Here is a 14,557-nt window from a genome sequence, read left to right on the forward strand (position 1 = left end):
CAGGATCGGCGGCGATGAGTCAGACCGCCACCGCCACCGCGATCGCGCCGCCGCGCCGGATCGCCGCCCTCGCCCTGCCCGCGCTGGTGGTGCTCGCCGCCGAACCGCTCTACGTGCTGGTCGACACGGCCGTGGTCGGGCACCTCGGCCGGGTGCCGCTCGCCGCGCTGGCCGTCGGCGGGACCGTGATGACCCTCACCGCCTGGCTGGGCACCGTGCTCGCGTACGGGATCACCGGCCGGGCGGCCCGACGGTTCGGTTCCGGCGACCGGGCGGCGGCGGTGGCCGAGGGCGTGCAGGCGTCCTGGCTCGCCCTCGGGGTGGGCGTGCTCGTCGCGCTCGCCATGCAGCTCGGCGGCGGGGCGCTGGCGCGTACCCTCGCCGGGGGCGGTGACGACGTGGCCGGCGCGGCCGCGCAGTGGCTGCGGATCGCGGCGCTCGGCGCGCCCGGGCTGCTCCTCGCCGCCGCCGGCAACGGCTGGTTGCGCGGCATCCAGGACACCCGCCGCCCGCTGGTCTTCGTGCTCGCGCCCAACCTGCTCTCCGCGCTGCTCTGCCCGCTGCTGGTGTACCCGGCCGGGCTCGGGCTGGCCGGCTCGGCGGTGGCCAACGCCGTCGCGCAGACCGTCTCCGGCGCGCTCTTCGCCGCGGCGCTGGTCCGCGAGCGGGTCTCCCTGCGGCCCCGGCCCCGGCTGATCCGGCAGCAGCTGGCGCTCAGCCGCGACCTGCTGGTCCGGGGTGTCGCGTTCCAGGCCAGCTTCCTCTCCGCCACGGCGGTCGCCGCGCGGTTCGGCGCCGCCGCCGTCGGCGCCCACCAGATCGCCCTGCAACTGTGGTTCTTCACCGCGCTGGTGCTCGACGCCCTCGCCATCGCGGCCCAGGCGCTGATCGGCGCCGCGCTCGGGGCCGGCGACGCCGCCGGGGCGCGGGCCCTCGCCCGCCGGTTCGCGCTGCTCGGCGGCGTTGCCGGCGTCGGCTTCGCGGTGCTGATCGCCGCCGGGGCCGGCGTCGTGCCGTCCTGGTTCAGCTCCGATCCGCAGGTGCGCGAGCAGGCCATGGTGGCCTGGCCCTGGTTCGTGGCGATGCAGCCGCTGGCCGGCGTGGTCTTCGCCCTCGACGGCGTGCTCATCGGCGCCGGGGACGTGCGCTACCTGCGCAACCTGACCATCGTCGCGGCGCTCGGCGGCTTCCTGCCGGCGATCTGGCTCGCCCACGGGCTCGACCTGGGGCTCGGCGGGATCTGGGCCGGGCTGACCCTGTTCATCGTGATCCGCCTGGTCGCGCTGCTGCTGCGGCTGCGCTCGGGCGGGTGGGCGGTGACCGGCGCGGTCCGCTGACCCGGCCGGCCCGAGTGCGGTGACGCGCGGCGGGACGCGTCCTAACTGTCCGTGCCGCCGTCCTGCCCTGCGCCGACGGTGCCGGTGGGCGACGGCGCCGGCGGCGCCTCCCCGCCGACCAACTGGACGACGGCGACGCCGACCACGATCGTCAGCGCGACCAGGAGTACGGCGACGCCGACGAGGAATCCGGCGCCGAGCTTGCCGCGATGCCGCGCCCAGGTCAGCCGGCGGCGTTCCGCGGCGGTCAGCTCCTGCTCCGACCCGGCCTCGGCCATCCAGGACGGCAGGCGGACCGGCTCGTCGGCGGCGGCCACCGCGAACCGGTCGTGGGTGTTGCCGGAGGACTGTCCGTCGGTCATCGGGCGCCTTTTGGGTCGGGCGGTGGGAGCGGGTGCATGATCTTCGCACCCGGCGGCCCGTCGCGTGGTCCCCTGTCGGGTGCCGGCCGCCGATTCAACGCCCGGCGCGCGGACGAGGTCGGCTCAGAGGGTGCCCTCGCGCATCCTGCCGAACAGGTACGCCGCGCCCGCGACGAGCACCGTGGCGACGGCCGCGACGAACACGAACGACACGACCGCCGAGAGCACCGGGTGTCGCTCGCTGAACCGGGTGTGCGCCCGCCACCGCCACACCGCGCGCCGCAGCTCGCGCAGCAGCGGCGTCCGGTCGACCAGCTCGGAGAGCAGCCGGCCCGGGGTGCGGCGGGGCGGCTCGGGGTTGCGCATCCACTCCGGCAGGTCGACCCGGGCGCGGTGCTCGTGGGAGGGCGGGTTGCTCATCGGGACTCCGGGGGACGGTGGTGGGGACGCGAGGGGCATTGTGCCGTGCGGTGACGGCGCCGGTGACCCCGTCTGGCAGGCTTGGCGGTCGTGAGCGGTGACGGGCTGATCGTGGTGGACAAGCCGGGCGGCATGACGTCGCACGACGTGGTGGCGCGCATCCGCCGGCTGGCGCGGACCCGGCGGGTGGGGCACGGCGGCACGCTCGACCCGATGGCCACCGGCGTGCTGGTGATCGGGGTGGGCCGGGCGACCCGGCTGCTGACGTACGTGATCGGCGCCGGCAAGAGCTACACCGCCACGGTGCGGCTCGGGCAGGCCACCGTCACCGACGACGCCGAGGGCGACGTGATCGCCACCACCCCGGCCGGCGAGCTCACCGACGAGGCGGTCCGGGCGGCGTTCGCCGCGCTCGCCGGCGAGGTCGACCAGGTGCCCAGCGCGGTCAGCGCCATCAAGATCAACGGGCAGCGGGCCTACAAGCGGGTACGCGAGGGCGAGAGCGTGGAGCTGCCCGCCCGGCGGGTCACCATCTCCCGCCTCGACGTGCTGGCCATCCGCCGGGACACCCCCGACGTGCTGGACGTGGACATCGACGTGACCTGCTCGTCCGGGACGTACATCCGGGCCATCGCGCGGGACGCGGGCCTGGCGCTCCGGGTGGGTGGGCACCTCACCGCGCTGCGGCGCACCGCGGTGGGCGGCTTCCGGCTGACCGAGGCCGCCACCCTCGACGAGTTGGAGCAGCGCGCCCCCGAGGTGGTCAACCTGCCGCTCGACGCGGCCGCCGATCGGTTCTTCCCGCGCCGGGAGGCCAGCGCCGACGAGGCGAAGGTGCTCTCCCACGGCGGGCCGCTCGACGCGGCCGGGATCGCCGGGCCGTACGCGGTCTTCGGTCCCGACGGCGGCCTGATCGCTATCGTCAGCGAGCGGGACGGCCGGGCCCGCGCGGAGATCGTGCTCGCCCCGGCCTGACGGCGGCGGTGGGTGCGCCGGTCGCGCGGCCGGCGCGGGTACCCGGCGAGGCCGGGAAAGCAGGGGAGGAGCGGCATGCAGCGGTGGCGGGGGTACGACGCGGCGCCCGGTGGCTGGGGGCGTTCGGTCGTCACCATCGGCGTCTTCGACGGCGTGCACAAGGGGCACCAGGCGACCATCGGGCACGCCGTGGCCCGGGCGCGGGAGCTGGGGATGAAGTCGGTGGTGGTCACCTTCGACCCGCACCCGGCGGAGGTGGTCCGCCCGGGCTCGCACCCCGCCGTGCTCACCGAGCCGGCCCGCAAGGCGGAGCTGATCGAGGCCCTCGGCGTCGACGTGCTCTGCGTGGTGCCGTTCACCCAGGAGTTCTCCCGGCTGCCGGCGGAGGCGTTCGTGCACGACGTCCTGGTCGAGCACCTGCACGCCGCGCTGGTGGTGGTGGGGGACAACTTCCGGTTCGGGCACCGGGCGGCCGGCGACGTGGCGCTGCTGACCCGGCTCGGCCGCACCTTCGGCTTCGGGGTGGAGGGCGCGCCGCTGGTGGCCGAGGCCAACACCGTCTTCTCCTCGACGTACATCCGCTCCTGCGTCGACGCGGGCGACGTGGCCGCCGCGGCCGCCGCGCTGGGCCGCCCGCACCGGCTGGAGGGGGTGGTGGTCCGGGGCGACCAGCGCGGACGTGAGCTGGGTTACCCCACCGCCAACCTGCTCCGCCACCGGTACGCGGCGGTCCCCGCCGACGGGGTGTACGCCGCGCGGCTGGTGCGTCGGGGGCAGCGGGAGCCCCTGGCGGCGGCGGTGTCGATCGGCACCAACCCGACCTTCTCCGGCCGGGAGCGGCGGGTGGAGGCGTACGCGCTGGACTTCTCCGGCGACCTGTACGGCGAGCGGCTGGCCCTGGACTTCGTCGCGCACCTGCGGGAGCAGCGCCGGTACGACGCCATCGAGCCCCTCGTGGCGCAGATCGCCGAGGACGTCGAGCGGACCCGCCGGGCGATCGGCTGAGCGCGCCGCGGGCGGCTTCGCCGACCTTGACCGGATGGGACCGGGCCGGACTGGTAGTCTGGCGGGGACGTCGGCTGACCGACGTGGGGCCTCGCGTGCCTGCACGACGCCGCGGGTGCGAGGTACCGGTCCGTTCCGGTCTCCTGACCGGTTCGACGGACACCAGTGATCAACCCACCGAAACAGGGAGAACATGGCGCTCGACCAGGAAGCCAAGGCCACGATCCGTGCGGAGTACGCGACCGCCGAGGGCGACACCGGTTCGCCGGAGGTGCAGGTCGCGGTCCTCACCAAGCGGATCGCCGAGCTGACCGAGCACCTGAAGGTGCACAAGCACGACCACCACAGCCGCCGCGGGCTGCTGCTGCTGGTCGGCCGGCGCCGTCGGCTGCTCAACTACGTCCAGAAGAAGGACATCAACCGCTACCGGTCGCTCATCGAGCGACTCGGTCTGCGCCGGTGACGTGACGGGGGAGTGGCCTGCGGCCGCTCCCCCGTTCCGGTACCACTGAAGAACAGGGCCGCGCGACCACCCGAGAGGGAGCCGGTCAGCGTACCGGTCTCCGGTAGTGGCCTCCGGGCACCCCGGCATCACGCCGGTCACCCGGGCGCTTCGATCGAAGACCGGCCGTCTGAGCAGCTCCCGTGTCGTGGGCCCCCGACGCGAAGGAGCACGACAGCACCATGACCGAGACCAACCTCGGCACCGAATCCCGTACCGCTGTGATCGACAACGGGTCCTTCGGCACCCGTGAGATCACCTTCTCCACCGGACGGCTGGCCCGTCAGGCCGCCGGTTCGGTCGTCGCCCAGCTGGGCGAGACCGTGGTCCTCTCCGCCACCACCGCCGGCAAGCAGCCGAAGGAGCAGTTCGACTTCTTCCCGCTGACGGTCGACGTCGAGGAGCGGATGTACGCCGCGGGCCGGATCCCCGGCTCGTTCTTCCGCCGCGAGGGACGCCCCAGCGAGGACGCGATCCTCACCTGCCGGCTGATCGACCGGCCGCTGCGCCCGTCGTTCGTCAAGGGCCTGCGCAACGAGGTCCAGGTCGTCGAGACCGTCCTCGCGCTCGACCCGCAGCACCCGTACGACGTCGTGGCGATCAACGCCGCCTCGATGTCGACCAAGCTCTCCGGCCTGCCGTTCTCCGGCCCGATCGGGGCCACCCGGATGGCGCACGTCGACGGCCAGTGGGTCGCCTTCCCGACCATCGAGGAGCTGGCCCGGGCCACCTTCGACATGGTGGTGGCCGGCCGCGCCCTGGCCGACGGCGACGTCGCGATCATGATGGTCGAGGCCGAGGCCACCGAGCACACCGTGGCGCTGGTCGCCGGCGGTGCCCCCGCCCCGACCGAGGAGGTCGTGGCCAGCGGCCTGGAGGCCGCCAAGCCGGCCATCCGCGAGCTGTGCCGGGCGCAGAGCGAGCTGGCCGAGGTGGCCGCCAAGCCGGTCGCCGAGTTCCCGGTCTTCCTCGACTACCAGGACGACGTCTACGCGGCGGTGGCCGACCTGGCCCGCGCCGACGTGGCCCAGGCGCTCACGATCGCCGGCAAGGCCGCCCGCGAGGAGGCCCTGGACGGGGTCAAGGCCCGGGTCGCCGAGGAGCTCGGCGGTCGCTTCGAGGGCCGGGAGAAGGAGCTCAGCGCCGCCTTCCGGTCGCTGACCAAGTCCGAGGTCCGCAACCGGGTGCTGCGCGAGCAGATCCGGATCGACGGCCGCGGCCCGCGCGACATCCGCCCGCTGACCGCCGAGGTCGGCGTGCTGCCCCGGGTGCACGGCTCGGCGCTGTTCGAGCGGGGCGAGACCCAGATCCTGGGTGTCACCACGCTGAACATGCTGCGCATGGAGCAGTCGCTGGACACCCTCTCCCCGGAGAAGTCCAAGCGCTACATGCACAACTACAACTTCCCGCCGTACTCGACCGGTGAGACCGGCCGGGTCGGTTCGCCGAAGCGGCGCGAGATCGGCCACGGCGCGCTCGCCGAGCGGGCGCTGATCCCGGTGCTGCCGAAGCGCGAGGAGTTCCCGTACGCCATCCGGCAGGTCTCCGAGGCGCTCGGCTCCAACGGCTCCACCTCGATGGGTTCGGTCTGCGCCTCGACGCTGGGCCTGCTGTCGGCCGGTGTGCCGCTGAAGGCGCCGGTCGCCGGCATCGCCATGGGCCTCATCTCCGACGAGGTCGAGGGCAAGACCCAGTACGTGACGCTGACCGACATCCTCGGCGCCGAGGACGCGTTCGGTGACATGGACTTCAAGGTCGCCGGCACCCGGGAGTTCGTCACCGCGCTGCAGCTCGACACCAAGCTCGACGGCATCCCGTCGGACGTGCTGGCCGCCGCGCTCCAGCAGGCGTACGAGGCCCGGCAGACCATCCTCGACGTGATGCAGGCGGCGATCGAGGCTCCGGCCGAGATGTCGGACTACGCGCCGCGGGTCACCACGGTCAAGATCCCGGTCGACAAGATCGGCATGGTGATCGGCCCGAAGGGCCAGACCATCAACGCCATCCAGGACGAGACCGGCGCCGAGATCTCCATCGAGGACGACGGCACGATCTACGTCGGCGCGACCAACGGCCCGTCGGCCCAGGCCGCGGTCGACCGGATCAACGGCATCGCCAACCCGACCCTGCCGAAGGTGGGGGAGCGGTTCCTCGGCACGGTGGTCAAGACGGCCGCGTTCGGCGCGTTCGTCTCGCTGCTGCCGGGCCGCGACGGCCTGCTGCACATCTCCAAGGTGGGCGACGGCAAGCGGGTCGAGAAGGTCGAGGACTTCCTCAACGTCGGCGACAAGGTCGAGGTCGAGATCGCGGACATCGACGCCCGCGGCAAGATCTACCTGGACAAGGTCCGCCCGGAGGGCGCCGAGGCGCCGGCCGCCGGCGAGGCCGCCGGTGGCGAGCGTCCGGCCGGTCGGGGCGGCGACCGCGGCGGTGACCGTGGCCCGCGCGACCGTGGCGACCGGGGCGGTCGTGCCCCGGAGCGCGGCGACCGGCCCCAGGGCGGCGGCGAGGGTGGCGAGGGCGAGGGCGGCGAGCGTCCGCGTCGCCGGACCCGGCACAGCTGACCCACCGCGCCACAGAACCACCCACCCCTCGTCAACTGAAAGCAGGTTTCCGTGAGTCGGGCCCAGCGTTCGTCTTTTCCTGCGGGTCGACGGGGGGTGGGGCCGTCCGGAGCCGTCCGGCACGCCACCGGGACGCAATCCGGTCGCGCGGGGTCGGGCCGGGCGGTCACCCGCACGCTGAGTGACGACCCGCTGGGCGGCACGGTACGCCGTACCGTGCTGCCCAGCGGGTTGCGCGTGCTCACCGAGGCGATCCCGGCGATGCGCAGCGTCTCGTTCGGCATCTGGGTGGCGGTCGGCTCGCGGGACGAGACCGGCCCGCAGGCCGGCGCGGCGCACTTCCTGGAGCACCTGCTCTTCAAGGGCACCCACAAGCGCGGCGCGCTGGAGATCTCCTCGGAGATCGAGGCGGTGGGCGGCGAGACCAACGCCTTCACCACCAAGGAATACACCTGCTACTACGCCCGCGTGCTGGACGAGGACCTGCCGCTGGCGATCGACGTCATGTGCGACCTGGTGGCCGACTCGGTGATCGAGGCGGCCGACGTGGAGACCGAGCGCGGCGTCATCCTCGAAGAGATCGCCATGCACGACGACGAGCCCGGCGACGAGGTGCACGACCTCTTCGCCCGCGCCGTCTACGGCGACCACCCCCTGGGCCGGCTGATCTCCGGCACCGAGGAGACGGTCACCCCGATGACCCGGCGGCAGATCCACAGCTTCTACCGGCGCCGGTACACCGCGCCGCAGATCGTCATCGCCGCCGCCGGCAACCTGGACCACGCCACCGTGGTCAAGCTGGTCCGCCAGGCGCTGCGCGGCACCCCGCTGGACACCGACCCGGCGACCCCGGCTCCGCACCGGCCGGCCACCCCGGCGGTACGCACCAGGCCGGCCGCCACCCTGGTGGAGCCGAAGGAGTCCGAGCAGGCGCACGTCATCCTCGGCTGCCCCGGCATCGACCGCCTCGACGAGCGGCGCTTCGCCCTCGGCGTGCTCAACAACGTCCTCGGCGGCGGCATGTCCAGCCGACTGTTCCAGGAGATCCGCGAGCAGCGGGGCCTGGCCTACTCGGTCTACTCGTACGCCAGCCAGTACGCCGACAGCGGCCTCTTCGCCGTCTACGCCGGCTGCGCGCCGGGCAAGGTGGATGAGGTGCTGGAGCTGACCCGCGCCGAGCTGGCCCGGGTGGCCGCCGAGGGGATCAGCGAGGCCGAGCTGGCCCGGGGCAAGGGCATGAGCAAGGGATCGTTCGTGCTGGGCCTGGAGGACACCGGCTCGCGGATGAGCCGGCTGGCCAAGGGGGAGCTGCTTTACGGCGACCTAATGCCGGTGGACGAGCTGCTCACCCGGGTCGACGCGGTCACCCTGGCGGACGTGAACACGCTCGCCGCCGAGCTGCTGAGCCGGCCGATGTCCCTGGCCGTGGTCGGCCCGTTCGGCGAGCACGACTTCTCCGCCTGACCGCCGGACCCGCCCGCCCGGACGGGGCGGTCGTGGGATGCGGCGGGTCGCGGTGTCCGCGCCGCCGGAAGGCGCAACACGGCCCAATTGGAGTGGATCACCGGCGTCCTGTGGAACGTGGGTGGTCCCGGCGGGTGAGGGCGTCCCGATTGGGATAGGTTGTGCCCCGTGACTGACGAACAGGAGAAGGGCCTGGACGAGCCGATCCGGGTCGGCGTGCTGGGTGCCCGGGGCCGGATGGGCGTCGAGGTGTGCAAGGCGGTCGACGCGGCCTCCGACATGGACCTGGTGGCGATGGTCGACCAGGGCGACTGGCTGTTCAACGCCTCCGACGCGGGCGCCGAGGTGGTCGTCGACTTCACCACCCCGGACGTCGTCATGGACAACCTGCACTGGTGCATCGACCAGGGCATCAGCGCGGTGGTCGGCACCACCGGCTTCACCGAGCAGCGGATCGAGCGGGTGCGCGGTTGGCTGGAGCGCAAGCCGGGCGTCGGCGTGGTGATCGCCCCGAACTTCGGCATCGGCGCGGTGCTGATGATGCAGTTCGCCGCGCGGGCCGCCCGGCACTTCGAGTCCGTCGAGATCATCGAGCAGCACCACCCGCGCAAGCTCGACGCCCCCAGCGGCACCGCCACCCACACCGCCCGCCGGATCGCCCAGGCGCGCGCCGACGCCGGTCTCGGCCCGTCGCCGGACGCCACCTCCGACGAGGTGCCGGGTGCGCGCGGCGCCGACATCGACGGGGTACGCGTGCACGCCGTGCGGGCCACCGGGCTGGTCGCCCACCAGGAGGTGCTCTTCGGCACCACCGGCGAGACGCTGACCATCCGGCACGACTCGTACGACCGGGCCTCGTTCATGCCCGGCGTGCTGCTGGCCGTCCGCGCGGTGCGTACCCGCCCGGGCCTGACCATCGGCCTGGACTCGCTGCTCGACTGAGCGTCCGCCCGGCCGGCCCGTGCCGCGGGCCGGCCGTCGCGCCGGCAGGTGCGCAACGGCGGTCAAGCGCGCCGGCCACCCTCGGGTGCAGGCTGTTCGCATGACGACGACGGACGGACTGACCCGCATCCTGCACTGGGTGCAGGTGGGCGTGGACGATCCCGGCGTCAGCCCGGCCGCGCTGGCGGCCCGGGCGCACCTGTCCCGGTTCCACTTCGACCGGCTGGTCGCGGCGGCCACCGGGGAACCACCCGGCGCGCTGCGCCGCCGGCTGCTGCTGGAGCGCGCGGCGCACCGGCTCACCACCACCGACCGGACCGTCCTCGACGTCGCCGTCGAGGCCGGGTACGGCTCACACGAGGCGTTCAGCCGCGCCTTCCTGCGCTCCTACGGCGCGTCGCCGACCCAGGTCCGGCGGCGCCGGCCACTCACCTTCCGCGAGCTGGAGCTGCCCTGTCCCAGCGGCGTGCACTTCCAGCCCCCCGGTGGCCTGCGGCTGCCGGGCACCCATGAGGAGACCGCCATGGACGTCCTGCAACATCTCGTCGACCACCACGTCACCACCCTGTCCGCCGTCATCGAGCGGGCCGCCACCCTCGACGACGAGGTGCTCGACCGGCCCGTCACCGTCTCGGTGGAGACCATCGACGACCGACCGACCCTCCGTTCCCTGATCAACGCCATGGTGACCCAGGAGGAGCATTGGCTGTCGGCGTTGCGCGGGGGCGACTGGCCCGACGAGAGCGACCAGTCGATCGCCGGGCTGTCCGCGCGGCACGAGGTGGCCGGGCGGGACTGGCGGGCCTTCGTCGCCCGGACGCTCGCCGACGGGACGCTGGCCGACACCTTCGTCGACACCACCTGCTCGCCGCCGACCACGCACACGCTGGGCGGCACCATCGGGCACGTGATCACCTTCGCCGCGGTGCGCCGCACCCTCGCCATCGGGGCCCTGCACACCGCCGGCGTCACCGACCTCGGGGCCGGTGACCCGCGGCCGTACCTGGACGCCCGGGCGAGCTGAGCCACGGTCGAGGCTCACCCGGCCGGGCCCTGGGCGACGGGCCGGGTGAGCACGACCGGCCGGTGCGACACGGGGTGAAACGGCTCGTCACCCGGTCCGGCCGGGACCTAGGCTGATCCTCATGATCGATTCTGGGCTGCGCGACCGGGCCGGACGTCACATCACGCTGCGGCCGGTCGACGACGACAACTGGCGGGATGTCGCCGACGTGGCGCCCCGCGACGACCAGCGCGCCTGGGTGCCCGCGCTCGCCGCCCGTTACCTGGTGCTGACCATGCGCTCCGACGTGTGGACCTCGCTGGCCGTCTACGCCGACGAGACGGTGGTCGGACACGCCATGTGGGGTGTCGACGACGACGGCTCCCGCTGGATCGGCGGCATGGTGATCGCCGCCGACGAACAGGACCGGGGCGTCGGGCGGGCCACCGTCCGTACCCTGGCCGACTGGCTCGCCGCGCAGGACGGGGGCAGCGTGGTCCGCCTCTCGTACCACCCCGACAACACCCCGGCGGCCCGCCTCTACACCGCCCTGGGCTTCGCCCCGACCGGTGCCGTAGAGGACGACGAACTGGTCGCCGAGCTCACCTCCTGACCCCGCCCGGCCACGAGGTCGACGGCGCGCTCCGCCGACTTCAGGACCGGTCCGGTCACGCCTCGACGGCGGAGTCGGGCGCGTGGCGGGGGGAGGGTACGGACGGTGGGGTCAGGGTGAGGGTCGGCGGCAGGTTGGCGAGGGTGGCGTGGCCGGTGGCGTCGACGTGGACGTCGACGCGGGCGCCGGCGACGCGCAGGCCCTGCACGGAGACGGCGCCCAGCTCGGGACCGGCCAGGGGACGCAGGGCGAACCGACCGTTCGGCACGTCCGGGTGCAGCCCGGTCGCGGCGTGCAGCAGCAGCACCGCGGCCGCCGCCGACCAGGCCTGCGGGCTGCAGGCCGCCGGGTAGGGAACCGGGCGGCCGAGCAGCGTACGGTCGTCGCCGCCGTAGAGCTCGGGCAGCCGGTGGTCGAACGCCTCCGCCGCACCGAGCAGCCCCTCCGCCAGGCCCAGCGCGGCCTCCCGGAAACCGGCCCGGGCCAGCCCGGCGAGCACGATCGCGGTGTCGTGCGCCCAGATCGACCCGCAGTGGTACGACAGCGGGCTGAACCCGGCGTCGCCGGTGGACATGGTGCGCAGCCCGAACCCGCCGGCCAGCGCGTCGCCGGTGAGCAGGTGGGCGACCTGCGCCTCCTCCTCGCCGGAGAGCAGGCCGGTGCCGAGCAGGTGGCCGATGTTGCTGGTCAGCGAGTCGACGGGGCGCTTGTCCCGGTCCAGCGCCAGCGCCGGGTGCGGGCCGTGCGGGCCGTCCACCCAGAAGGCGGCGCGGAACCGGGTGGCGAGTGCGTCGGCGTACCCGCGCCAGCGGTCGGCGCCCGGGCGGCCGAACGCGTCGAGCAGGTCCGCCCCGCCGACCGCCGCCTGGTACGCGTACCCCTGCACCTCGGCCAGCACGATCGGCGGCGCGGCGAGCCGGCCGTCGCGGAACCGGACCGCGTCCCCGGAGTCCTTCCAGCCCTGGTTGGTCAGGCCGTGCCCGGTGGTGTCGACGTACTCGACCAGGCCGTCGCCGTCGGCGTCGGCGTGCTCGTCGAGCCAGCCGAGCGCCGCCTCCAGGTGTGGCAGCAGCGGCTCGATCTGGTCGGCGAGCAGTCCCCAGCGCCAGGCGTCGTGCAGCAGCGCCACCCAGAGCATGGTGGCGTCGACCGTCCCGTAGTACGCCGGCGGCAGCCGCAGCCCCTCGCCGAGCATGGTGAACTCGTGCCGGCGCAGCTCGTGCAGGATCTTGCCGGGCGCCTCACCGGTGGCCGGGTCGAGGCGGGCACCCTGCCGGCGGGCGAGCACCCGCAGCGTCCCGGCGGCCAGCTCGGTGCCGAGCGGCAGCATCATCCGCGCGGCCCAGAGACTGTCCCGGCCGAACAGGGTGAGGAACCAGGGCACCCCGGCGCCGAGAAAGACGTCGGCGGGGGCGGCGGGTTCGGCCAGGCGCAGCCCGCGCAGGTCGTCCAGGGACCGGTCGAGCAGGCGGACCAGCCGCCGGTCGTCGGCGCGGACCACCGGCCGGGACCAGTCGGGCTCCCCGGTCGGGGCGGTCACCACGGCCCGGGGGTCGTCGACCCGCAGCCGCCACCGCAGCGTCGCGGTCCCGCCGGGACGGAGGTCGACCGGCCAGGACAGCCGGGGCGCGGTGGCCCGGTCGGTGTCCACCCGGGCGCCGTCGCCGGTGACGGTCACCGTGATGCCGTCGGCGGCCCAGCGCACCCGGCCCGGCTGCCCGGTCCGGGCCTCGATCGGCGTGGCCGCGCCGCCGGACTTGACCACCTCGATCGGGGCCAGGTCGCAGCCGAGGTCGACGCTGACCGTGGCGCGCACCGGCACGGCGGCCGTGGAGACGACGGTGATCTCCTCGTCGACGCCGTTCGGGCCGGCCCGGCGGGCCCGTTCCACCCGCACGGTGGGGTCCGCGCCGGGGTCGCCGAGCCAGCGGGCGAGGCCGACGAAGCGTGCGCCGTGCGGGCCGTCGGGGCCGTGGGCCAGCGCCTCCGGCTCCCGGTCGTCGATCCGCAGCTCCGCCCGGGACAGCACCCGGGCGTCGGCGTGGAAGACCCCCTGAACGCCGGCCGGGCGGATCTGCCCGGCCCGGTCGCCCAGCGCGCTGGTCGGGGCGAGGACCACCCCGACCAGCTCGTGCAGCAGGGGTTGCAGCTGGCGTTCGGTCACGGTCGCGGCTCCAGGTCCTGAGGGGGCGGACGAACTCTTGACAAGCCGTCCGGGGCGGTGCAAAGTGCGAAACATTCCAGAAACTTGAACGATCTAATCCTGCCGTATCCGAATTGGATCGTTCAAGACGGCGAGAGGCATCAAGTGTCTGAAAAGGTGACCATCGCGACGGTGGCCCGGCGCGCCCAGGTCAGCCGGCAGACGGTGTCCAACGTGCTCAACTCGCCGCACGTCGTGCGGGAGGAGACCCGCCGGCGCGTGCAGGAGGCCATCGACGCCCTCGGTTACCGGGCCAGCCAGGCCGCCCGGCAGATGCGTACCGGCCGGTCCCGGCTGATCGCCGTCCGCATCGAGCCCACCCGCGACGGGATCAACGGCTCGGTGCTCGACCGTTTCCTGCACGGCCTCACCGAGACCGCCGAGGCGGCCGGCTACCGCGCGATGCTCTACACCGCCGCCGACGCCGCCGCCGAGATCGCCACCTTCGACGACCTGCTCAGCGCGTACGACCTGGACGGGTTCGTGCTCACCGGCACCGACCACGGCGACCCGCGTACCGCCTGGCTCGCCGAGCGGGGCGTGCCGTTCGTGACCTTCGGCCGGCCCTGGGACGACCCCGACGCCCACCCCTGGGTCGACGTCGACGGCGCCGCCGGAACGGCCCAGGCCACCGGCCACCTGCTCGCCGCCGGTCACCGCCGGATCGGCTTCATCGGCTGGCCCGCCGGCTCCGGCGTCGGCGACGACCGCCGGGCGGGCTGGCGGGAGGCCCTGCGGGCGGCGGGCGTGGACCCGACCGGGCTGGACCGGGAGGCGGTGGACGGCATCGCCGAGGGAGAGCGGCTCGCCGCCGACCTGCTCGCCACCGCGTCCCCACCGACCGCCCTGGTCTGCGCCAGCGACTCGCTCGCCCTGGGCGCCCTCCAGGCCGCCCGCGCCGCCGCGCCGACCACCGGAACGGCCGCCCACACCGCCGCGCCGGCCACCGGCCCGGCCGCCCACACCGGCACGCCGGCCGTGCCGGTGATCGGCTTCGATGACACCCCGGTCGCCGCGGCGGTCGGCCTGACCAGCGTCAGCCAACCCCTCGGCGACGCCGCCGCCCGCTGCGTCGACCTGCTCACCGCGGTCCTCGACGGGCCCCCGCGGACCCCTGCCCCCGTGCTGCTCCAGCCCTCGCTGGTGCTGCGGCACACCGCCTGACAC

13 protein-coding genes are annotated in these 14,557 nt (G+C 74.5%); 10 read left to right on the forward strand and 3 right to left on the reverse strand.

What is annotated here, in order from left to right; translation table 11 throughout:
* The first annotated feature begins 14 nt into the window (after positions 1 to 14).
* The gene (locus ACTWM8_RS07765) at positions 15 to 1,337 is read left to right on the forward strand and encodes an MATE family efflux transporter (protein WP_377608237.1); all 1,323 of its coding nucleotides are present in this window, start codon (positions 15 to 17) and stop codon (positions 1,335 to 1,337) included.
* Positions 1,338 to 1,378: 41 nt separating this feature from the next.
* On the opposite strand, the gene ACTWM8_RS07770 is transcribed toward ACTWM8_RS07765, so the two are convergent.
* Positions 1,379 to 1,699: a hypothetical protein gene (locus tag ACTWM8_RS07770; RefSeq protein WP_446213211.1), complete on the reverse strand. Its 321-nt coding sequence runs from the start codon at positions 1,697 to 1,699 to the stop codon at positions 1,379 to 1,381.
* Between the two features lie 123 nt (positions 1,700 to 1,822).
* The gene (locus ACTWM8_RS07775; RefSeq protein WP_446213212.1) at positions 1,823 to 2,119 is read right to left on the reverse strand and encodes a hypothetical protein; all 297 of its coding nucleotides are present in this window, start codon (positions 2,117 to 2,119) and stop codon (positions 1,823 to 1,825) included.
* A 90-nt stretch (positions 2,120 to 2,209) separates the two neighbouring features.
* Here ACTWM8_RS07775 and truB point away from each other — a divergent pair, with 90 nt between their 5' ends.
* From truB to ACTWM8_RS07815, 8 genes are all read left to right on the forward strand, one after another.
* The gene (truB, locus tag ACTWM8_RS07780; RefSeq protein ID WP_446213213.1) at positions 2,210 to 3,094 is read left to right on the forward strand and encodes a tRNA pseudouridine(55) synthase TruB; all 885 of its coding nucleotides are present in this window, start codon (positions 2,210 to 2,212) and stop codon (positions 3,092 to 3,094) included.
* Between the two features lie 75 nt (positions 3,095 to 3,169).
* On the forward strand, positions 3,170 to 4,099 hold the full coding sequence (locus ACTWM8_RS07785; RefSeq protein ID WP_446213214.1) for a bifunctional riboflavin kinase/FAD synthetase: 930 nt from the start codon (positions 3,170 to 3,172) through the stop codon (positions 4,097 to 4,099).
* A gap of 193 nt (positions 4,100 to 4,292) precedes the next feature.
* On the forward strand, positions 4,293 to 4,562 hold the full coding sequence (gene rpsO / locus ACTWM8_RS07790) for a 30S ribosomal protein S15 (RefSeq protein ID WP_088963411.1): 270 nt from the start codon (positions 4,293 to 4,295) through the stop codon (positions 4,560 to 4,562).
* A gap of 221 nt (positions 4,563 to 4,783) precedes the next feature.
* Positions 4,784 to 7,165, forward strand: coding sequence for a polyribonucleotide nucleotidyltransferase (locus tag ACTWM8_RS07795; RefSeq protein ID WP_446214493.1), 2,382 nt, complete (start codon positions 4,784 to 4,786; stop codon positions 7,163 to 7,165).
* Between the two features lie 96 nt (positions 7,166 to 7,261).
* A complete protein-coding gene (locus tag ACTWM8_RS07800; protein ID WP_446213215.1) occupies positions 7,262 to 8,629 on the forward strand; it encodes a M16 family metallopeptidase in 1,368 nt (455 codons plus the stop codon).
* Positions 8,630 to 8,797: 168 nt separating this feature from the next.
* Entirely contained in the window at positions 8,798 to 9,571 is a 774-nt protein-coding gene (dapB, locus tag ACTWM8_RS07805; protein WP_179803649.1) for a 4-hydroxy-tetrahydrodipicolinate reductase, read from the forward strand.
* 100 nt (positions 9,572 to 9,671) lie between these two features.
* Positions 9,672 to 10,595, forward strand: coding sequence for a helix-turn-helix domain-containing protein (locus tag ACTWM8_RS07810; RefSeq protein WP_446213216.1), 924 nt, complete (start codon positions 9,672 to 9,674; stop codon positions 10,593 to 10,595).
* 121 nt (positions 10,596 to 10,716) lie between these two features.
* Complete coding sequence (locus tag ACTWM8_RS07815) at positions 10,717 to 11,187, forward strand: GNAT family N-acetyltransferase (protein WP_334450651.1); 471 nt, start codon at positions 10,717 to 10,719, stop codon at positions 11,185 to 11,187.
* Between the two features lie 55 nt (positions 11,188 to 11,242).
* Here ACTWM8_RS07815 and ACTWM8_RS07820 read toward each other — a convergent pair whose 3' ends face one another.
* Positions 11,243 to 13,351, reverse strand: a complete 2,109-nt coding sequence (locus ACTWM8_RS07820) for an amylo-alpha-1,6-glucosidase (protein WP_446213217.1) — start codon at positions 13,349 to 13,351, stop codon at positions 11,243 to 11,245.
* 156 nt (positions 13,352 to 13,507) lie between these two features.
* Here ACTWM8_RS07820 and ACTWM8_RS07825 point away from each other — a divergent pair, with 156 nt between their 5' ends.
* Positions 13,508 to 14,554: a LacI family DNA-binding transcriptional regulator gene (locus tag ACTWM8_RS07825; protein ID WP_446213218.1), complete on the forward strand. Its 1,047-nt coding sequence runs from the start codon at positions 13,508 to 13,510 to the stop codon at positions 14,552 to 14,554.
* The last annotated feature ends 3 nt before the right edge of the window (positions 14,555 to 14,557 follow it).

Source organism: Micromonospora sp. IBSANI012 (assembly GCF_052814045.1).

Coding starts and splice junctions, on each gene's coding strand:
- ACTWM8_RS07765 (WP_377608237.1), top strand. CDS start 15: ATGAGTCAGACCGCCACCGCCACCGCGATCGCGCCGCCGCGCCGGATC.
- ACTWM8_RS07770 (WP_446213211.1), bottom strand. CDS start 1,699: ATGACCGACGGACAGTCCTCCGGCAACACCCACGACCGGTTCGCGGTG.
- ACTWM8_RS07775 (WP_446213212.1), bottom strand. CDS start 2,119: ATGAGCAACCCGCCCTCCCACGAGCACCGCGCCCGGGTCGACCTGCCG.
- ACTWM8_RS07785 (WP_446213214.1), top strand. CDS start 3,170: ATGCAGCGGTGGCGGGGGTACGACGCGGCGCCCGGTGGCTGGGGGCGT.
- rpsO (WP_088963411.1), top strand. CDS start 4,293: ATGGCGCTCGACCAGGAAGCCAAGGCCACGATCCGTGCGGAGTACGCG.
- ACTWM8_RS07795 (WP_446214493.1), top strand. CDS start 4,784: ATGACCGAGACCAACCTCGGCACCGAATCCCGTACCGCTGTGATCGAC.
- ACTWM8_RS07810 (WP_446213216.1), top strand. CDS start 9,672: ATGACGACGACGGACGGACTGACCCGCATCCTGCACTGGGTGCAGGTG.
- ACTWM8_RS07815 (WP_334450651.1), top strand. CDS start 10,717: ATGATCGATTCTGGGCTGCGCGACCGGGCCGGACGTCACATCACGCTG.